General features: G+C 57.0%; 12 protein-coding genes, 3 tRNA genes and 3 rRNA genes. 15 read left to right on the forward strand and 3 right to left on the reverse strand.

Features of this window, described 5'->3' with window-relative positions:
• Positions 1–7: 7 nt before the first annotated feature.
• Positions 8–1,324 carry an IS4 family transposase gene (locus KHA73_RS00005; RefSeq protein WP_234584928.1) on the reverse strand — a complete coding sequence of 439 codons (1,317 nt, stop codon included), beginning with the start codon at positions 1,322–1,324 and terminating at the stop codon, positions 8–10.
• Positions 1,325–1,835: 511 nt separating this feature from the next.
• Between KHA73_RS00005 and KHA73_RS00010 the strand changes: the two genes are divergently transcribed.
• The 6 genes from KHA73_RS00010 to KHA73_RS00035 all read left to right on the forward strand — a co-directional run bounded on the left by KHA73_RS00010 (position 1,836) and on the right by KHA73_RS00035 (position 7,256).
• Positions 1,836–3,376 (forward strand): 16S ribosomal RNA (locus tag KHA73_RS00010).
• A 142-nt stretch (positions 3,377–3,518) separates the two neighbouring features.
• A tRNA-Glu gene (locus KHA73_RS00015) sits at positions 3,519–3,594 on the forward strand.
• A 234-nt stretch (positions 3,595–3,828) separates the two neighbouring features.
• Positions 3,829–6,736 (forward strand): 23S ribosomal RNA (locus tag KHA73_RS00020).
• Between the two features lie 106 nt (positions 6,737–6,842).
• A 5S ribosomal RNA gene (gene rrf / locus KHA73_RS00025) occupies positions 6,843–6,958 on the forward strand.
• The 16S, 23S and 5S rRNA genes sit together here with 3 tRNA genes alongside, the layout of an rRNA operon.
• A gap of 94 nt (positions 6,959–7,052) precedes the next feature.
• A tRNA-Asp gene (locus KHA73_RS00030) sits at positions 7,053–7,129 on the forward strand.
• Between the two features lie 51 nt (positions 7,130–7,180).
• A tRNA-Trp gene (locus KHA73_RS00035) sits at positions 7,181–7,256 on the forward strand.
• A 395-nt stretch (positions 7,257–7,651) separates the two neighbouring features.
• Here the strand turns inward: KHA73_RS00035 and hdfR are convergent.
• Positions 7,652–8,479 (reverse strand): HTH-type transcriptional regulator HdfR, encoded by an 828-nt coding sequence (hdfR, locus tag KHA73_RS00040; protein WP_234587249.1) that lies wholly within the window; start codon positions 8,477–8,479, stop codon positions 7,652–7,654.
• Between the two features lie 119 nt (positions 8,480–8,598).
• Between hdfR and KHA73_RS00045 the strand changes: the two genes are divergently transcribed.
• A complete protein-coding gene (locus KHA73_RS00045; RefSeq protein ID WP_234587251.1) occupies positions 8,599–8,937 on the forward strand; it encodes a DUF413 domain-containing protein in 339 nt (112 codons plus the stop codon).
• A gap of 27 nt (positions 8,938–8,964) precedes the next feature.
• Here the strand turns inward: KHA73_RS00045 and KHA73_RS00050 are convergent, their stop codons facing one another.
• Positions 8,965–10,488 (reverse strand): YifB family Mg chelatase-like AAA ATPase, encoded by a 1,524-nt coding sequence (locus tag KHA73_RS00050; protein WP_234587253.1) that lies wholly within the window; start codon positions 10,486–10,488, stop codon positions 8,965–8,967.
• Positions 10,489–10,828: 340 nt separating this feature from the next.
• On the opposite strand from KHA73_RS00050, the gene KHA73_RS00055 reads away from it, so the two are divergent.
• The 8 genes from KHA73_RS00055 to KHA73_RS00090 all read left to right on the forward strand — a co-directional run bounded on the left by KHA73_RS00055 (position 10,829) and on the right by KHA73_RS00090 (position 19,123).
• Complete coding sequence (locus KHA73_RS00055; RefSeq protein WP_234587255.1) at positions 10,829–12,061, forward strand: MFS transporter; 1,233 nt, start codon at positions 10,829–10,831, stop codon at positions 12,059–12,061.
• A gap of 133 nt (positions 12,062–12,194) precedes the next feature.
• Positions 12,195–12,293: an ilv operon leader peptide gene (gene ilvL / locus KHA73_RS00060; protein ID WP_013814970.1), complete on the forward strand. Its 99-nt coding sequence runs from the start codon at positions 12,195–12,197 to the stop codon at positions 12,291–12,293.
• Positions 12,294–12,435: 142 nt separating this feature from the next.
• Positions 12,436–14,082, forward strand: coding sequence for an acetolactate synthase 2 catalytic subunit (ilvG, locus tag KHA73_RS00065; protein ID WP_234587257.1), 1,647 nt, complete (start codon positions 12,436–12,438; stop codon positions 14,080–14,082).
• On the forward strand, positions 14,079–14,336 hold the full coding sequence (gene ilvM / locus KHA73_RS00070) for an acetolactate synthase 2 small subunit (protein ID WP_061800321.1): 258 nt from the start codon (positions 14,079–14,081) through the stop codon (positions 14,334–14,336). The genes ilvG and ilvM overlap by 4 nt, the downstream gene beginning before the upstream one ends.
• A gap of 23 nt (positions 14,337–14,359) precedes the next feature.
• Positions 14,360–15,286 (forward strand): branched-chain amino acid transaminase, encoded by a 927-nt coding sequence (locus KHA73_RS00075; protein WP_234587258.1) that lies wholly within the window; start codon positions 14,360–14,362, stop codon positions 15,284–15,286.
• Positions 15,287–15,363: 77 nt separating this feature from the next.
• The gene (ilvD, locus tag KHA73_RS00080; RefSeq protein WP_234587260.1) at positions 15,364–17,214 is read left to right on the forward strand and encodes a dihydroxy-acid dehydratase; all 1,851 of its coding nucleotides are present in this window, start codon (positions 15,364–15,366) and stop codon (positions 17,212–17,214) included.
• Between the two features lie 5 nt (positions 17,215–17,219).
• Positions 17,220–18,764 (forward strand): threonine ammonia-lyase, biosynthetic, encoded by a 1,545-nt coding sequence (gene ilvA / locus KHA73_RS00085; RefSeq protein ID WP_234587262.1) that lies wholly within the window; start codon positions 17,220–17,222, stop codon positions 18,762–18,764.
• A gap of 113 nt (positions 18,765–18,877) precedes the next feature.
• A complete protein-coding gene (locus KHA73_RS00090) occupies positions 18,878–19,123 on the forward strand; it encodes a hypothetical protein (protein WP_234587264.1) in 246 nt (81 codons plus the stop codon).
• The last annotated feature ends 45 nt before the right edge of the window (positions 19,124–19,168 follow it).

Consider the following 19,168-nt stretch of genomic DNA (forward strand, 5'->3'; position numbering starts at 1 on the left):
ACACCGTTCACTTAAGATGTTTTGAGTGAACGGGATACTGGGTTTTTGAGATTCGAACGGTCCTCTTTTTGGGCCGTTTTCTCTTTTCTGGCAGGATAAATTGCTTCACATTCTCCCGCATTTTCTTCAGCTTCGTCGGGATCGTCCCTGGTTTACTCAGTGAACACCAGATGAGTTCATCCTGGATCAGTCTCATCGCCATCACGAAGCTTATCCGCAGTGGCGGCACTTTTGCTTCCCGTGCTATCTGACTCATCTCCATTCTGACCAGATTATAGGCCGTCAACAGACCCCAGATTTCCTGGTAAATCCCGCTCACTTTCTGGCTGCGCAGCAACGTCGCTGTGCTCAGCTGGAACTGTTTCAGCTCTCCGTAGCCATTTTCTATGCTCCACCGCTCCTGATACACATAACGCAGCGAGTCTGCCGGATACAGCTCCGGCTCGCTCAAAGAGCTGATAAAACCTTTGTAATGGCCTGATTCATCTTCACATTCTATTAGCCGGGCCTGCCAGTATTCAGGCAGCGAGCTGTCCTGTTTTCGGGCCTGCGGTGAGACCTGCATCTCCACCAGATGGTCTCCTTCTCCGAACGTTTCCACTACACGGTATTTCGTGTTTCCCTTCAGGGGAACCAGCCAGTGCGCATCGTTCTGTCTGCGTTGCCAGTTAATCAGTAACTCTGCGGATAAATAGCAGCGGTCAAACAGCGTCAGGCTTTTCGCCTGCGGCGATAATTGCTTCGCGTAACTGACTTCGCCGGTATTTGCCGGCCCGAATTTCACGTCATGGATCAACCGGCTGCGCAGCGACATCATGGCGCACAGCCTGACCATCGGGTACTCAGTGTGTCTGTCCGGACGATGCTTTATGTACTCAAAATGGTCTGCAAGTTCGGGCGTATCGGGTGTGCGAAAAAGGGTGCCATCAACGGCGAACAGCCGCAGTCCGTGCCAGAGGTCATCCTTATCTTCCTGTTGAGTCCAGTGGCTGGCCGTCAGGGTGAAGAGCTCCCGAAGCGGTTCATCGCTCAACCGCTGGCGTGCCTGGGCAATGGAGCTGGCAGCGAGAGTCTCACCTTCCTGCGAACTCAGGACGAGGTCGAGTTTTGTCACAACGTCCGTGATGGAGCGGTCGCGGTACAGGCCCATGCCCACAATCAGCCAGACCACGAGTTCTGCGGGGAGTTTACGTTTACGGATACTGGCTTTATTCGTGGAATCAAGGACCTGAGAAATCCACTCAAGGGGAATGGCACGCTGAAAACAGGAAAGTGAAACGGGTTCAGCCCAGGTCTGGGTATCGTCAAGCCAGGTTGAAAGCATAAAAAAGCCCCATCAGAGAATTGATGAGGCTATTGTCGTCTACCCACCGGATCGTTCAACCGATCATTTTGCTTAACCGATCGGTGTTAGCTTTAATCGGGTTTTGGTTAAACATTCAACGGTCGGAAAAAATATTGAAAATAGGGGTTGCGGCGTTCTGAGAACTCCCTATAATGCGCCTCCACTGACCGGGAACAACGACTCCTCTAACGAGAAGCAGTCGCCCAGCCAGGAAGAAGCAAGCCGGTGAAAACGCCGTTTCTTAATAAGAAAAAAGCTTGACTCTTCAGCGGGAAAGCGTAATATGCACCTCCCGCGTTACCGAGAGTTATCTCTCAGTAACCAACGCTCTTTAACAATTTATCAGACAATCTGTGTGGGCACTCCACAAGACGATATCCAGTACCTTCGGGTACGAAAAAATATCAAGTCTTGAAGAGTGGCTAACTGAAGTAAAATTCATGCAGTAACCTTTGAGCATCGCTTCACGAGTTGAAGCAAATCAAGCTTTTAATTGAAGAGTTTGATCATGGCTCAGATTGAACGCTGGCGGCAGGCCTAACACATGCAAGTCGAGCGGTAGCACGGGGGAGCTTGCTCCCTGGGTGACGAGCGGCGGACGGGTGAGTAATGTCTGGGAAACTGCCTGATGGAGGGGGATAACTACTGGAAACGGTAGCTAATACCGCATAACGTCTTCGGACCAAAGTGGGGGACCTTCGGGCCTCACGCCATCAGATGTGCCCAGATGGGATTAGCTAGTAGGTGGGGTAATGGCTCACCTAGGCGACGATCCCTAGCTGGTCTGAGAGGATGACCAGCCACACTGGAACTGAGACACGGTCCAGACTCCTACGGGAGGCAGCAGTGGGGAATATTGCACAATGGGCGCAAGCCTGATGCAGCCATGCCGCGTGTGTGAAGAAGGCCTTCGGGTTGTAAAGCACTTTCAGCGAGGAGGAAGGGTAGTGTCTTAATACGGCATTACATTGACGTTACTCGCAGAAGAAGCACCGGCTAACTCCGTGCCAGCAGCCGCGGTAATACGGAGGGTGCAAGCGTTAATCGGAATTACTGGGCGTAAAGCGCACGCAGGCGGTTTGTTAAGTCAGATGTGAAATCCCCGCGCTTAACGTGGGAACTGCATTTGAAACTGGCAAGCTAGAGTCTCGTAGAGGGGGTAGAATTCCAGGTGTAGCGGTGAAATGCGTAGAGATCTGGAGGAATACCGGTGGCGAAGGCGGCCCCCTGGACGAAGACTGACGCTCAGGTGCGAAAGCGTGGGGAGCAAACAGGATTAGATACCCTGGTAGTCCACGCTGTAAACGATGTCGATTTGGAGGTTGTGCCCTTGAGGCGTGGCTTCCGGAGCTAACGCGTTAAATCGACCGCCTGGGGAGTACGGCCGCAAGGTTAAAACTCAAATGAATTGACGGGGGCCCGCACAAGCGGTGGAGCATGTGGTTTAATTCGATGCAACGCGAAGAACCTTACCTACTCTTGACATCCAGAGAACTTTCCAGAGATGGATTGGTGCCTTCGGGAACTCTGAGACAGGTGCTGCATGGCTGTCGTCAGCTCGTGTTGTGAAATGTTGGGTTAAGTCCCGCAACGAGCGCAACCCTTATCCTTTGTTGCCAGCGATTCGGTCGGGAACTCAAAGGAGACTGCCGGTGATAAACCGGAGGAAGGTGGGGATGACGTCAAGTCATCATGGCCCTTACGAGTAGGGCTACACACGTGCTACAATGGCGTATACAAAGAGAAGCGAACTTGCGAGAGTAAGCGGACCTCATAAAGTACGTCGTAGTCCGGATTGGAGTCTGCAACTCGACTCCATGAAGTCGGAATCGCTAGTAATCGTAGATCAGAATGCTACGGTGAATACGTTCCCGGGCCTTGTACACACCGCCCGTCACACCATGGGAGTGGGTTGCAAAAGAAGTAGGTAGCTTAACCTTCGGGAGGGCGCTTACCACTTTGTGATTCATGACTGGGGTGAAGTCGTAACAAGGTAACCGTAGGGGAACCTGCGGTTGGATCACCTCCTTACCTAATGATATTGATTCGAGTGAAGTGCTCACACAGATTGTCTGATAGAAAGTAACGAGCAAAGCGCTACCTGTTGATGTAATGAGTCTGCGACTCATGCTGATACGAGAAACGGTTAAACCCTGGTTTAATCGGATTTTGTGTCCCCATCGTCTAGAGGCCTAGGACACTGCCCTTTCACGGCTGTAACAGGGGTTCGAATCCCCTTGGGGACGCCATTCCGATAATGAGTGAAAGACATTATCACCGGTTATTCGTAACCTAAAATCTTAAAGATGACTCTTGCGAGTCGTGTTTAAGATATTGCTCTTTAACAATCTGGAACAAGCTGAAAATTGAAACATGACGGCTGAAATTTATCCCTCCGTAGAAGTACTGGGGTAAAGAGTAACCTGTCATAGAGTCTCTCAAATGTTTGCAGCACGAACGATGGAAACATCTTCGGGTTGTGAGGTTAAGTGACTAAGCGTACACGGTGGATGCCTAGGCAGTCAGAGGCGATGAAGGGCGTGCTAATCTGCGAAAAGCGTCGGTAAGGTGATATGAACCGTTATAACCGGCGATACCCGAATGGGGAAACCCAGTGCAATTCGTTGCACTATCGTTAAGTGAATACATAGCTTAACGAGGCGAACCGGGGGAACTGAAACATCTAAGTACCCCGAGGAAAAGAAATCAACCGAGATTCCCCCAGTAGCGGCGAGCGAACGGGGAGGAGCCCAGAACCTGAATCAGTTCTTGTGTTAGTGGAAGCGTCTGGAAAGTCGCGCAGTAAAGGGTGATAGCCCCGTACACTAAAATGCATTGACTGTGAGTTCGATGAGTAGGGCGGGACACGTGACATCCTGTCTGAATATGGGGGGACCATCCTCCAAGGCTAAATACTCCTGACTGACCGATAGTGAACCAGTACCGTGAGGGAAAGGCGAAAAGAACCCCGGCGAGGGGAGTGAAATAGAACCTGAAACCGTGTACGTACAAGCAGTGGGAGCACCTTCGTGGTGTGACTGCGTACCTTTTGTATAATGGGTCAGCGACTTATATTTTGTAGCAAGGTTAACCGTATAGGGGAGCCGTAGGGAAACCGAGTCTTAACTGGGCGATTAGTTGCAAGGTATAGACCCGAAACCCGGTGATCTAGCCATGGGCAGGTTGAAGGTTGGGTAACACTAACTGGAGGACCGAACCGACTAATGTTGAAAAATTAGCGGATGACTTGTGGCTGGGGGTGAAAGGCCAATCAAACCGGGAGATAGCTGGTTCTCCCCGAAAGCTATTTAGGTAGCGCCTCGTGAACTCATCTTCGGGGGTAGAGCACTGTTTCGGCTAGGGGGCCATCCCGGCTTACCAAACCGATGCAAACTCCGAATACCGAAGAATGTTATCACGGGAGACACACGGCGGGTGCTAACGTCCGTCGTGAAGAGGGAAACAACCCAGACCGCCAGCTAAGGTCCCAAAGTCATGGTTAAGTGGGAAACGATGTGGGAAGGCATAGACAGCCAGGATGTTGGCTTAGAAGCAGCCATCATTTAAAGAAAGCGTAATAGCTCACTGGTCGAGTCGGCCTGCGCGGAAGATGTAACGGGGCTAAACCATGCACCGAAGCTGCGGCAGCGACGCTTAGGCGTTGTTGGGTAGGGGAGCGTTCTGTAAGCCGTTGAAGGTGGCCTGTGAGGGTTGCTGGAGGTATCAGAAGTGCGAATGCTGACATAAGTAACGATAAAGCGGGTGAAAAGCCCGCTCGCCGGAAGACCAAGGGTTCCTGTCCAACGTTAATCGGGGCAGGGTGAGTCGACCCCTAAGGCGAGGCCGAAAGGCGTAGTCGATGGGAAACAGGTTAATATTCCTGTACTCGGTGTTACTGCGAAGGGGGGACGGAGAAGGCTAGGCTAGCCGGGCGACGGTTGTCCCGGTTTAAGCGTGTAGGGGGAGTGACCCGGTAAATCCGGTTGCTTATCAACCCTGAGGCGTGATGACGATGCACTACGGTGCAGAAGTAGTTGATGCCAAGCTTCCAGGAAAAGCCTCTAAGCATCAGGTAACACAGAATCGTACCCCAAACCGACACAGGTGGTCAGGTAGAGAATACCAAGGCGCTTGAGAGAACTCGGGTGAAGGAACTAGGCAAAATGGTGCCGTAACTTCGGGAGAAGGCACGCTGGCGCGTAGGTGAAGTCCCTTGCGGATGGAGCTGAAGCCAGTCGCAGATACCAGCTGGCTGCAACTGTTTAATAAAAACACAGCACTGTGCAAACACGAAAGTGGACGTATACGGTGTGACGCCTGCCCGGTGCTGGAAGGTTAATTGATGGGGTCAGCCGCAAGGCGAAGCTCTTGATCGAAGCCCCAGTAAACGGCGGCCGTAACTATAACGGTCCTAAGGTAGCGAAATTCCTTGTCGGGTAAGTTCCGACCTGCACGAATGGCGTAATGATGGCCAGGCTGTCTCCACCCGAGACTCAGTGAAATTGAACTCGCTGTGAAGATGCAGTGTACCCGCGGCAAGACGGAAAGACCCCGTGAACCTTTACTATAGCTTGACACTGAACATTGAGCCTTGATGTGTAGGATAGGTGGGAGGCTTTGAAGCGTGGACGCCAGTCTGCGTGGAGCCAACCTTGAAATACCACCCTTTAATGTTTGATGTTCTAACTCGGCCCCGTAATCCGGGGTGAGGACAGTGTCTGGTGGGTAGTTTGACTGGGGCGGTCTCCTCCCAAAGAGTAACGGAGGAGCACGAAGGTTAGCTAATCACGGTCGGACATCGTGAGGTTAGTGCAAAGGCATAAGCTAGCTTGACTGCGAGAGTGACGGCTCGAGCAGGTACGAAAGTAGGTCTTAGTGATCCGGTGGTTCTGAATGGAAGGGCCATCGCTCAACGGATAAAAGGTACTCCGGGGATAACAGGCTGATACCGCCCAAGAGTTCATATCGACGGCGGTGTTTGGCACCTCGATGTCGGCTCATCACATCCTGGGGCTGAAGTAGGTCCCAAGGGTATGGCTGTTCGCCATTTAAAGTGGTACGCGAGCTGGGTTTAGAACGTCGTGAGACAGTTCGGTCCCTATCTGCCGTGGGCGTTGGAAGATTGAGAGGGGTTGCTCCTAGTACGAGAGGACCGGAGTGAACGCACCACTGGTGTTCGGGTTGTCATGCCAATGGCACTGCCCGGTAGCTAAGTGCGGAAAAGATAAGCGCTGAAAGCATCTAAGCGCGAAACTTGCCTCGAGATGAGTCTTCCCTGGGCCTTTAAGGCCCCTGAAGGAACGTTTAAGACTAAGACGTTGATAGGCTGGGTGTGTAAGTGCAGCGATGCATTGAGCTAACCAGTACTAATGATCCGTGAGGCTTAACCTTACAACACCGAAGGTGTTTTAGAGCAGACGATAGATTTTCAGCGAAGTTCTTAGATTGGTTTCAATGGCGACACGAAAGTGAAGCGGTTGGAATGAAACAGAATTTGCCTGGCGGCAATAGCGCGGTGGTCCCACCTGACCCCATGCCGAACTCAGAAGTGAAACGCCGTAGCGCCGATGGTAGTGTGGGGTCTCCCCATGCGAGAGTAGGACACTGCCAGGCATCAAATAAACGTTACCAGCCTGACATCTGGTAATGAGCGAAATCGCCGAGGCGGTTTTGCCGGCATCGCGAGATGCAACGTAAAAGAATCGGTGGAGCGGTAGTTCAGTTGGTTAGAATACCTGCCTGTCACGCAGGGGGTCGCGGGTTCGAGCCCCGTCCGTTCCGCCACTTATTTAAATTATGCCTGCTGCTTAGCAGGCATAATGTTAAGCGTAATATAGGGGCGTAGCTCAGTTGGTAGAGCACCGGTCTCCAAAACCGGGTGTCGCGAGTTCGAGTCTCTCCGCCCCTGCCATATTGCAAACCCTTTGCGAAAGCGAAGGGTTTTTTTTGCTTTTCATTTCCCCTTCTTTGCTATTTCTCTGAAAAACCGCTCAAAATTCCCACCGAAACTGTTCCAAATTTAAACACTCCTCGTTGGGTTTATGCTCAAGACGCTTGTGCGGTGGCGCTCATTATTCTCAACGAAAGCCACGGCCCGAAGGACAGAAATGACCTGCGTAATCTGCAGACATGGTGAAGATAGGGTGATGAGGAGAAGCGGTGAAGCCGGGCCTCCAGGCAATATTCTCTCTATCGGCACGTTCCCGGTATTGGCCTGCTGATATTGGCCTCCAGAAGGCGATGAGCGCGTTTTGGCTGAACAGACGAACCAACCCCCATCTTTGCGTCAGAAGCCGTTATAGCGCCTCAGGCTGCGGTATTTAAAGGTATTTTCAGCAATTGCCGGATCAACGGCTGTTGGTCGCTGTTTTGCAGCCAGACGGCGTACAGCGGACGGACAATCGTTGGGATCTCGGCGGCCGCAATCAGCTGCGGGTACTCTTTTTCCCATTGGCTTGGCAGGAAGGCACAGCCGCCGGTGGTTTCCAGCAGTTGGCGCGTCAGGTGCGCGGAGGTGGTGGTAAGCACTGGCACATTGTCACCCTCCAACATGCGGCTTTCCTGCTGATGAAAATCGGCGCCCCATTCCAGCTTGATATAGGGCATAGGTACCTGCTTTTCGCGGAGGCTGGAAGAGAACAGGCGCAGCGAGAAGTTTCCCAACAGCTGGCTCGCCAGCTCATCCATCTTGGGGGGCTCGGTGGTGATGAGCAAATCGAGCTGTCTTTCATGCAGCTGTTTTACCAAAGAGTGCCTTAGCGCCACCCTGGCCTCCAGCTGCAACGCCTCTCGTTGTTGGTAGAGGGATTGCAGCCAGGGGGTGAGATAAGCCTCCCACAGCGAAGCGGTGGCGCCTATCGACAGCTCGGTATGCTGCAGCGATCGCACCACCTCTTTTTTCGCCAGTTGCCAGGTGTTCATCAGGCTCTCTGCATAGGGCAGAAGCCGCTCTCCGGCCGGCGTCAGGCGGATATTGTTGCGGTGGCGGGTGAATAAATTTGCGCCCAATTGGTTTTCCAACTGGCGGATGCGGAAACTGACCGCTGATTGCGTTAAGTACAAGGATTCTGCGGCTCGGCCAAAGTGGCGCGTTCTACTGACCTCCAAAAAGGTTTTCAGTAATTCGGTATCCACACCTATCTCCAAAAAATTTTGTCGTTAAGATTTAAATGTTTTGTTTTACACAATGTCAAGCCTATCTAATACTCCGCGCCATAAACAGCACGGCCATGAGAGAATTAGGAGCGTGTCAGATGGCGGATAGCTTCACCACGACCAATCGTTTTTTTGATAATAAACATTATCCTCGCGGGTTCTCCCGCCACGGCGATTTCACCATTAAAGAGGCGCAATTGCTAGAGCGCTTCGGGTATGCGTTCAACGAGTTGGACTCGGGCAAACGCCAGCCGGCCACTGAAGAAGAACAGCAGTTCGTCGCAGTGTGTCATGGTGAGCGCGAGCCTGTGACCGAGCAGGAAAAAGTATGGGCTAAATATCTGGCGCGCACACGCCGCCCGAAAAAATTCCATACCCTGTCCGGCGGCAAGCCGCAGGCTGACGCGGTGGAAGATTACACCGAGAGCGATGATTGATGATGATGGGGCCTGCGGGCCCCATTTTTATTCCAGGCTGTGATGCAGCTGCAACAACAGGCGGTCCATATAACGATAGCCTAAGGCTTCGCTCAAATGCCGCTTATCGATGTTCTTGTCCCCCGCTAAATCCGCCAACGTGCGCGCCACTTTCAAAATCCGCTGCCAGGCGCGAACCGATAATCCCAGCGCGTGCAGGGTGGTTTCCAAAAATTCGGCGTCTGCCGCCCGCAGTGAACAGTCCCGTTCGACCTCCCGGTTGCTCAGCAAGGCATTAATCTTGCCTGCCCGCTTGATCTGCGCGTCGCGCGCCAGCAGAACCCGGGCGCGCACCTGAGCGCTATTTTCTCCAGGCGCCCGGTGCTTGCTGAGAATACCCGGAGGTAACAGCGGCACGTCGATCGACAGATCGAAACGATCGAGAAAGGGTCCGGAGAGACGGCCCAGATAGCGCAACACTTGCTGAGGGGAGGCGCGGTTATGCACCCCTTGGTGGTGCCCGGTTGGGCTGGGGTTCATCGCCGCAATCAGCTGGACCCTGGCCGGAAAACAGACCTTGGCGTTGGCGCGTGATATCACGATCTCGCCGGACTCCAGCGGTTCGCGCAGCGCGTCCAGCACCCGGCGTTCGAATTCGGGCAGCTCGTCCAGAAACAGCACGCCGTTGTGCGCCATGGATATTTCACCTGGCCGCGGCAGCGATCCCCCGCCGACCAGCGCCGCCATGGAGGCGCTATGGTGTGGCGCGCGAAACGGCCGTTGGCGCCAGGGCAAGGGTTCTGCGTCATGGCGCAGCAGGCTGGCTACCGCCACGCTCTCCAGCGCTTCCTGTTCGGTCAACGGCGGCAGCAGGCCGGTCAGTCGGCTGGCCAACATGGTTTTGCCCGTTCCCGGCGGGCCAATCAACAGCAGGTTGTGGCCGCCGGCGGCGGCAATCTCCAGCGCTCGCTTGGCCTGTTCCTGAGCGATGATGTCCTGCAGGTCGGCCAGTTCCGGTGGCGTATGGGCGGCGGGGAGCGCGCTGGCGGCCGCCAGTTCCCGCTGGCCATGCAGGAAGGCGCAGACTTCTTGCAGGTGCTGCGCCACCCGGGTTTCGCCCTGTGCGATCAGGCCGACCTCATGGCCATTGTCCGCCGACAGGATTAAGCGCCGCCCGGCCTCTGCCGCCGCCAGCGCCGCCGGGATCGCGCCCCTCACCGCCCGCAGCGCGCCGGATAATGCCAGCTCGCCGAGGAATTCATAACGCGCCAGCGTTTCGACGGGCAGCTGTTCGGAGGCGGCGAGGATCGCCAGTGCGATCGGCAGATCGTAGCGGCCGCCTTCTTTCGGCAGATCGGCCGGCGCCAGATTCACGGTGATGCGCCGGGCGGGAAAAGTAAAACCGCTATTAATCAATGCACTGCGAACCCTGTCGCGCGCTTCTTTTACCGTTGTTTCCGGCAGGCCGACCAGCGTCAGGCCGGGCAGACCATTGCTGATATGCACTTCCACCGTCACCGAAGGGGCCTGCACGCCGATCGTGGCCCGGGTATAGATAACCGCCAATGACATATCGCTCTCCTTGCTGAGGGCGACATGATGCGCGATCGGCGTGAGAGGAATCAGTTATCGTTGCTGTTTTTGCCGGAGGGTGCGCAAATAAATTATATTATTTCATATAGATAGAATTTATTTGTGAACGGCTTCGCAACCGGTGGCAATACCCCCTAACAATTGCGTGAAGGCTGCAACACATTAGCAGGCTACTCAAGTTGCCATCGCAGGCTTAATGGGTGTATTTAACAATTGATTAAAATAAACATCACTCCGTTAACACACCCCGACCGCCGCCGCATTCTGCCCGGCAGCCGCTAAACCTCCTGACTACGTACTCTAGGGTAGGGATAACACTATGTTTGGTTGGACCTCGCTGCAACGCAATGCGGCAATCGCCAGCTTTTCAAGCTGGACGCTCGATGCTTTCGATTTTTTCGTGCTGGTGTTTCTGCTCAGCGACATCGCCCAATCCTTCCACGTCGGCATGGAGGAGGTCACGCTGGCGATCCTGCTGACGCTGGCGGTGCGGCCGATAGGCGCGCTGATCTTTGGCCGCGCGGCAGAGAAATACGGCCGTAAGCCGATTCTGATGCTCAACATCGTCTTTTTCTCGGTATTTGAGCTGCTGTCCGCCGCGGCGCCCTCGCTGACGGTATTTCTGCTGTTGCGCGTGTTGTACGGCGTGGCGATGGGCGGAATTTGGGGCGTGGCGTCGTCGCTGGCGATGGAGACCATTCCGGATCGTTCACGCGGCCTGATGTCGGGCATTTTCCAGGCCGGTTATCCGTTCGGCTATCTGTTGGCGGCGGTGGTCTATGGGCTGTTGTTCGAAGCGGTGGGCTGGCGCGGCATGTTTGTCATCGGTGCGGCGCCGATCTTGCTGCTGCCGTTTATTTACTATTGCGTGCAGGAATCGCCGGTGTGGTTGGCGGCGCGTGAGCGCAAAGAGAGCACCGCCTTGCTGCCGGTATTGAAGAGTCATTGGAAGCTGTGCGGTTATCTGGTGCTGCTGATGGCGGCGTTCAATTTCTTCTCGCACGGTACGCAGGATCTGTATCCGGTGTTCCTGAAAGTTCAGCACGGTTTCGACCCTAAAACCGTCAGTATCATCGCCATTAGCTACAATATCGCTTCAATTATCGGCGGTGTGTTCTTCGGGACGCTGTCGGAAAAAATCGGCCGTAAGAAAGCGATTATCATCGCCGCGCTGCTGGCGCTGCCGGTGATCCCGCTGTGGGCGTTTTCCAGCGGCTCGTTGATGTTGGGGATCGGCGCTTTCCTGATGCAGTTCATGGTGCAGGGCGCCTGGGGCGTGGTGCCGACCTACCTGACCGAACTGGTGCCGGCCAACACTCGCGCGGTGCTGCCGGGGTTCGTGTATCAGCTGGGTAATTTGATCGCGTCGGTCAACGCCACCCTGCAGGCGACCATAGCCGAACATAACGGCCATAACTACGGGCTGGCGATGGCGATCATCGCCGGCACGGTGGCGCTGGCGATCGCTTTGCTGGTGTTCTTCGGCAAGGACACCCGGGGCAAGGCCATCACCGGCGAAGTGAAAACCGCCGGCGTGCGCGCTAGCGTTTGAAATCCGGGCAGTTTGCACGAGGTATGACCAGGTTGCGCCGAATAATAACGCAAAAAAAGTGTTGTCATGCCGCGCGCGACTATGGTACCTCTGTAGGCATTAGTTCGAAACGAGCACAGTGAACAAACCCATTATGAAAGCCTTTGCCCAAGTGATTAGCCTAGTCGTGATTAGCGTGGTGGTGATTATTATCCCACCGTGCGGGGCTGCACTTGGACGAAGAAAGGCTTAGAAAACAAGCCGGAATCGCAAGAGAACCCCCGCACCGTCAGGTCCGGGGGTTTTTTATTGGCCAGAGAAAAGTGAAGCAAGGGGCAGAGAATGAGAAACAGAACAAAATCCTGCAGTTGTCGAAGTAAGGCGGGGGAATAACTATGAATGGCGCTCAGTGGGTGGTTCAAGCGTTGCGTGCGCAGGGGGTAGATACGGTATTCGGCTATCCGGGCGGCGCAATCATGCCGGTGTACGATGCATTGTATGACGGCGGGGTAGAACACCTGCTGTGCCGTCATGAGCAGGGCGCCGCAATGGCCGCCATCGGCTACGCCCGCGCGACCGGCAAAGTTGGCGTGTGCATCGCCACATCCGGCCCCGGCGCCACCAACTTGATCACCGGCCTCGCCGATGCGCTGCTCGATTCTGTCCCCGTCGTCGCCATCACCGGTCAGGTAGGCTCTGCGCTGATCGGCACCGATGCTTTTCAGGAGATCGATGTTCTCGGCCTGTCTCTGGCCTGTACCAAACACAGCTTCCTGGTGGAATCCCTCGACGCGTTGCCGGGCATCATGGCGGAGGCCTTCGCCATCGCCGGCAGCGGCCGCCCGGGCCCGGTACTGATCGACATCCCGAAAGACATCCAGCTGGCGCAGGGTGAACTGCATCCGCATCTGATGCCGGTTGAAGAAGCGTTCGATTATCCGGCTGCGGCGTTGGCGCAGGCCGCCGAGCTGTTGGGCCAGGCGCGCAAGCCGATGCTGTACGTCGGCGGCGGCGTCGGCATGGCGCAGGCGGTGCCGGCGCTGCGCGAGTTTATCGCCGTTACCGGCATGCCGAACGTCGCAACCCTGAAAGGGCTGGGCGCACCGGACGCCGGGCACCCGTCCTACCTGGGCATGCTGGGCATGCACGGCACCAAAGCCGCCAACCTGGCGGTACAGGAGTGCGACCTGCTGCTCGCCGTCGGCGCGCGTTTTGACGATCGCGTCACCGGCAAACTGAACGCCTTCGCCCCGCACGCCAAAGTGATCCACATGGATATCGACCCGGCGGAAATGAGCAAATTGCGCCAGGCGCACGTGGCGCTGCAGGGCGACTTGAAAGCCCTGTTGCCGGCGCTGCAGCAGCCGTTGAACATCGCCGACTGGCAGCGGCGAACGGCGGAGCTGAAAGAGAGTCATGCCTGGCGCTACGATCATCCGGGCCAGCCGATTTACGCGCCGCTGCTGTTGAAGCAGCTGTCCGAACGCAAGCCGGCCAACAGCGTGGTGACCACCGACGTCGGCCAGCACCAGATGTGGGCCGCGCAGCACATGGCCTTCGAACGCCCGGAGAACTTCATCACTTCAAGCGGTTTGGGCACCATGGGGTTCGGCGTGCCGGCCGCGGTGGGTGCTCAGATGGCGCGGCCTGAAGATACGGTCATCTGCGTATCGGGCGATGGCTCTTTCATGATGAACGTGCAGGAGTTGGGCACCATCAAGCGCAAGCAGCTGCCGGTGAAAATCGTGCTGCTGGATAACCAGCGTCTGGGGATGGTGCGTCAGTGGCAACAGCTGTTTTTCGACGGCCGCTACAGCGAAACCAACCTCTCCGATAACCCCGACTTCCTGATGCTGGCCGCAGCCTTCGGCATTCCCGGCCAGCGCATCAGCCGCAAAGATCAGGTCGCAGACGCGCTCGACGCGCTGTTCAACACCGAAGGGCCTTATCTGCTGCAGGTCTCGATAGATGAACTCGAAAACGTCTGGCCGCTGGTGCCGCCGGGCGCCGGCAACGAAACCATGTTGGAGAAAATATCATGATGCAGCATCAACTCTCGATCCACGCGCGCTTTCGCCCTGAAATGTTAGAGCGCGTATTGCGCGTCGTGCGTCATCGCGGCTTTCAGGTTTGTGCTATGAATATGGTTTCGGCGGTAAATACCGACAATATTAATATTGAATTGACCGTTGCCAGCCAGCGCCCGGTAGATCTACTGTCATCCCAATTAAGCAAACTGATGGACGTCTCCTGCGTTGAGATCCAGCAACCAACATCACAACAAATACGCGCCTGATGCGCACAGAAGGATAAATAACAATGACGAAGAAAGCCGATTACATTTGGTTCAATGGTGAGATGGTTCCATGGGCTGAGGCCAAGGTGCACGTGATGTCGCACGCGTTGCATTACGGCACGTCGGTGTTTGAAGGGGTGCGTTGCTACGACTCCCACAAAGGCCCGGTGGTGTTCCGGCACCGTGAACATATGCAGCGTCTGCACGACTCGGCGAAGATCTACCGCATGCCGGTGTCGCAAAGCGTCGATGAGCTGATGGAGGCCTGCCGCGCCACGCTGCGTAAAAACAATTTGGTCAGCGCTTATATTCGTCCGCTGGTGTTTGTCGGCGACGTCGGCATGGGCGTCAACCCGCCGGCCGGTTACACAACAGACGTGATTATCGCGGCGTTTCCTTGGGGTGCGTATCTGGGTGAAGAAGCGCTGGATCAAGGCATCGATGCGATGGTCTCTTCCTGGCAGCGCGTAGCGCCAAATACCATTCCTACCGCGGCCAAGGCCGGCGGCAACTATTTGTCCTCCCTGCTGGTGGGCAGCGAAGCGCGCCGCCACGGCTATCAGGAAGGCATCGCGCTCGACGTGCACGGCTATATCTCCGAAGGCGCGGGCGAGAACCTGTTCGAAGTGAAAGACGGCGTGCTGTTCACCCCGCCGTTCACCTCTTCGGCGCTGCCGGGCATCACCCGCGACGCCATCATCAAGCTGGCGAAAGACATGGGCTTTGAAGTGCGCGAGCAGGTGCTGTCGCGCGAGTCGCTGTACCTGGCCGACGAAGTGTTCATGTCCGGCACCGCGGCGGAAATCACCCCGGTGCGCAGCGTCGACGGCATTCAGGTCGGCATCGGCAAATGCGGCCCGGTGACCAAACAGATCCAGCAGGCGTTCTTCGGCCTGTTTACCGGCAAGACCGAAGACAAATACGGTTGGTTGGACCCGGTTAATCAATAACGGCTGACGACAGACAAGATAAGAATATCCAGGCGGTTCGTTCGCCGCCTGCAATAAATACATTTGGAGTGAAGAGCATGCCTAAGTACCGTTCCGCCACCACCACCCACGGCCGCAACATGGCGGGTGCCCGCGCATTATGGCGCGCGACCGGGATGACCGACGCCGATTTCGGCAAGCCGATTATTGCGGTGGTCAACTCCTTTACCCAGTTTGTCCCGGGCCATGTGCATCTGCGCGATCTGGGCAAGCTGGTTGCAGAGCAGATTGAAGCCTCCGGCGGCGTCGCCAAAGAGTTCAACACCATCGCGGTGGACGACGGCATCGCCATGGGCCACGGCGGCATGCTCTATTCCCTGCCGTCGCGCGAGCTGATCGCCGACTCGGTCGAATACATGGTGAACGCCCACTGCGCCGACGCGATGGTGTGCATCTCCAACTGCGACAAAATCACCCCGGGCATGTTGATGGCGTCGCTGCGCCTGAACATTCCGGTGATCTTCGTTTCCGGCGGCCCGATGGAAGCCGGCAAAACCAAACTGTCCGACAAGCTGATCAAGCTGGACCTGATCGACGCGATGATCCAGGGCGCCAACCCGAACGTCAGCGACGCCGACAGCGCGCAAATCGAACGCTCCGCCTGCCCGACCTGCGGCTCCTGCTCCGGCATGTTCACCGCCAACTCGATGAACTGCCTGACCGAGGCGCTGGGCCTGTCGCAGCCGGGCAACGGCTCGCTGCTGGCGACCCACGCCGACCGTAAAGACCTGTTCCTGAATGCCGGCAAACGCATCGTGGATCTGACCAAGCGTTACTACGAGCAGGACGACGAAAGCGCGCTGCCGCGCAGCATCGCCAACAAGGCGGCGTTCGAAAACGCCATGACGCTGGATATCGCCATGGGCGGCTCGACCAACACCGTGTTGCACCTGCTGGCGGCGGCTCAGGAAGGCGAAGTCGACTTCACCATGGCGGACATCGACCGCCTGTCACGCAAGGTGCCGCACCTGTGCAAAGTGGCGCCGAGCACCCAGAAATACCATATGGAAGACGTGCACCGCGCCGGCGGCGTGCTGGCTATCCTGGGCGAGCTGGATCGCGCTGGCCTGATGAACCGCGACGTCGACAACATCCTCGGCATGAAGCTGCCGGAAACGCTGGATAAGTACGACATCATGCTGACCCAGGACCCGGCGGTGAAGAAAATGTTCCGCGCCGGCCCGGCGGGCATCCGCACCACTCAGGCGTTCTCGCAGGATTGCCGCTGGGACACCCTGGACGATGACCGCGCCGAAGGCTGCATCCGCTCGCTGGAAAACGCCTTCAGCCTGGAAGGCGGCCTGGCGGTGCTGTACGGCAACATGGCGGAAGACGGCAGCATCGTGAAAACCGCCGGCGTCGACAAAGACAACCTGACCTTCCGCGGCCCGGCCAAGGTTTATGAAAGCCAGGATACCGCGGTAGAAGCCATCCTCGGCGGCAAAGTGGTGGCCGGCGACGTGGTGGTGATCCGCTACGAGGGGCCGAAAGGCGGGCCGGGCATGCAGGAGATGCTGTATCCGACCACCTATCTGAAGTCGATGGGGCTGGGTAAGGCCTGTGCGCTGATCACCGATGGCCGCTTCTCCGGCGGCACCTCCGGCCTGTCGATCGGCCACGTTTCGCCGGAAGCGGCCAACGGCGGTCTGATCGCGCTGATTGAAGACGGCGACATGATCGACATCGATATTCCAAAACGCAGTATGGTGCTGGACGTGCCGGACAGCGAACTGGCGGCCCGCCGTGAAGTCGAGCTGGCACGCGGCGATCTGGCCTGGACGCCGAAAAATCGCCAGCGTCAGGTTTCCTTCGCGCTGCGCGCCTACGCCACCTTGGCCACCAGCGCCGACAAAGGCGCGGTGCGAGACAAAAGCAAGCTGGGAGGCTAAGCGGCATGGCGGCACCACAACCCTTACCCGACGCCCCCTGCGGCGCGGAATATTTGCGAGCGGTGCTCCGCTCGCCGGTTTACGAGGTGGCTCAGGTCACCCCGCTACAGGCCATGAGTAAAATATCTTCGCGCCTCGGCAATACCGTGTTGGTGAAGCGCGAGGATCGCCAGCCGGTGCACAGCTTTAAGCTGCGCGGGGCTTACGCGATGATCGCCAGCCTGAACGAAGAGCAAAAGGCGCGCGGCGTGGTCACGGCTTCGGCCGGCAACCACGCGCAGGGCGTCGCCTTCTCCGGCAAGCGGCTGGGGATTAAAACGCTGATCGTGATGCCGGTTTCCACCGCCGATATCAAGGTCGATGCGGTGCGCGGCTTCGGCGGCGAAGTGCTGCTGCACGGCGCCAACTTCGACGAGGCCAAGGCCAAGGCGATCGAGCTTTCGCAACAGCAGGGCATGACCTTCGTGCCGCCGTTCGATCACCCGACGGTGATCGCCGGGCAGGGCACGCTGGCGATGGAGCTGCTGCAGCAGGACGCGCATCTGGACCGGGTATTCGTGCCGGTCGGCGGCGGCGGCCTGGCCGCCGGAGTGGCGGTGCTGATCAAACAACTGATGCCGCAGATCAAGGTGATCGGCGTGGAGGCGGAAGACTCCGCCTGCCTGCGGGCGGCGCTGGATGCCGGGCAGCCGGTGGATCTGGCGCGGGTCGGGCTGTTTGCCGAGGGCGTGGCGGTGAAACGCATCGGCGACGAAACCTTCCGCCTGTGCCGCGAATACCTGGACGACGTGATCACCGTCGACAGCGACGCCATCTGCGCGGCGGTCAAAGACCTGTTCGAAGACGTGCGAGCCATTGCCGAACCTTCCGGCGCGCTGGCGCTGGCCGGGTTGAAGAAGTACGTGCAACAACACAACATTCAGGGCGAACGCCTGGCGCACGTGCTCTCCGGCGCCAACTTGAACTTCCACGGTTTGCGCTATGTCTCCGAGCGCTGCGAGCTGGGCGAACAGCGCGAAGCGCTGCTGGCGGTCACCATTCCGGAACAGCAGGGCAGCTTCCTCAAGTTCTGCCAGCTGCTGGGCGGCCGCGCGGTAACCGAGTTCAACTACCGCTATGCCGATGCGGACAACGCCTGCATTTTCGTCGGCGTGCGCCTGACGCGCGGCCACGCCGAGCGGCTGGAGATCATCGACGAGCTGGATCGCGGCGGTTATCAGGTGGTGGATCTGTCCGATGACGAAATGGCCAAGCTGCACGTGCGCTATATGGTCGGCGGGCGCCCGTCGAAACCGCTGCGCGAGCGGCTGTACAGCTTCGAGTTCCCTGAGTCGCCGGGTGCGTTGCTGAAGTTCCTGCAGACGCTGGGCACCCACTGGAACATCTCGCTGTTCCACTACCGCAGCCACGGCACCGACTTCGGCCGGGTGCTGGCGGCCTTCGAGCTGTCGCAGACCGAGCCTGAGTTCGAACAGCACCTGCAGGCGCTGGGCTACGATTGCCACGATGAAACAGACAACCCGGCGTTCCGCTTCTTTTTGCAGGGTTGATGAGGAATTCATAAGTAATCGTGACCTATAAATCAGTTTGTGGGTTGCATGGTTGTGGTTTTGTTGTGCATTTTTATACTGCCAATACTTTTGACGTATAGGGATGCACGACAATGACCACCGCTTTTTCTTCGCCGCGGGGTTCCCCCGAAGATAATTTGACCCGTGCCGAGTTCGCTCGCATGCTCGGCAACGCGAATGTGCAGGAACTGTATCGGGACATTAATTTGCAGGCCTTGCAAGATGCGTTGGACTGCAACATCGCTTTTCATGGGGTAGGCATTATTTTTTCTGACGGCCAAAATTCATTTTGGTCAGGCCGACACAACACAGGGGTTACTCAACGTCTTCGCAGGTAACCCACGTCGTTATCACCAAAACGGCTGCGCATACTTCCCGTATGG

The sequence above is a fragment of the Serratia entomophila genome (assembly GCF_021462285.1).
GTDB classification, from domain to species: Bacteria; Pseudomonadota; Gammaproteobacteria; order Enterobacterales; family Enterobacteriaceae; genus Serratia; species Serratia entomophila.

Bases quoted from the DNA above. Each gene is read 5' to 3' on its own strand.
- KHA73_RS00045 (WP_234587251.1), top strand. From the start codon at position 8,599: ATGGCGGATAGCTTCACCACGACCAATCGTTTTTTTGATAATAAACAT.
- KHA73_RS00090 (WP_234587264.1), top strand. From the start codon at position 18,878: ATGACCACCGCTTTTTCTTCGCCGCGGGGTTCCCCCGAAGATAATTTG.
- KHA73_RS00075 (WP_234587258.1), top strand. From the start codon at position 14,360: ATGACGAAGAAAGCCGATTACATTTGGTTCAATGGTGAGATGGTTCCA.
- KHA73_RS00055 (WP_234587255.1), top strand. From the start codon at position 10,829: ATGTTTGGTTGGACCTCGCTGCAACGCAATGCGGCAATCGCCAGCTTT.
- ilvL (WP_013814970.1), top strand. From the start codon at position 12,195: ATGAAAGCCTTTGCCCAAGTGATTAGCCTAGTCGTGATTAGCGTGGTG.
- ilvA (WP_234587262.1), top strand. From the start codon at position 17,220: ATGGCGGCACCACAACCCTTACCCGACGCCCCCTGCGGCGCGGAATAT.
- KHA73_RS00050 (WP_234587253.1), bottom strand. From the start codon at position 10,488: ATGTCATTGGCGGTTATCTATACCCGGGCCACGATCGGCGTGCAGGCC.
- ilvM (WP_061800321.1), top strand. From the start codon at position 14,079: ATGATGCAGCATCAACTCTCGATCCACGCGCGCTTTCGCCCTGAAATG.
- ilvD (WP_234587260.1), top strand. From the start codon at position 15,364: ATGCCTAAGTACCGTTCCGCCACCACCACCCACGGCCGCAACATGGCG.
- KHA73_RS00005 (WP_234584928.1), bottom strand. From the start codon at position 1,324: ATGCTTTCAACCTGGCTTGACGATACCCAGACCTGGGCTGAACCCGTT.
- ilvG (WP_234587257.1), top strand. From the start codon at position 12,436: ATGAATGGCGCTCAGTGGGTGGTTCAAGCGTTGCGTGCGCAGGGGGTA.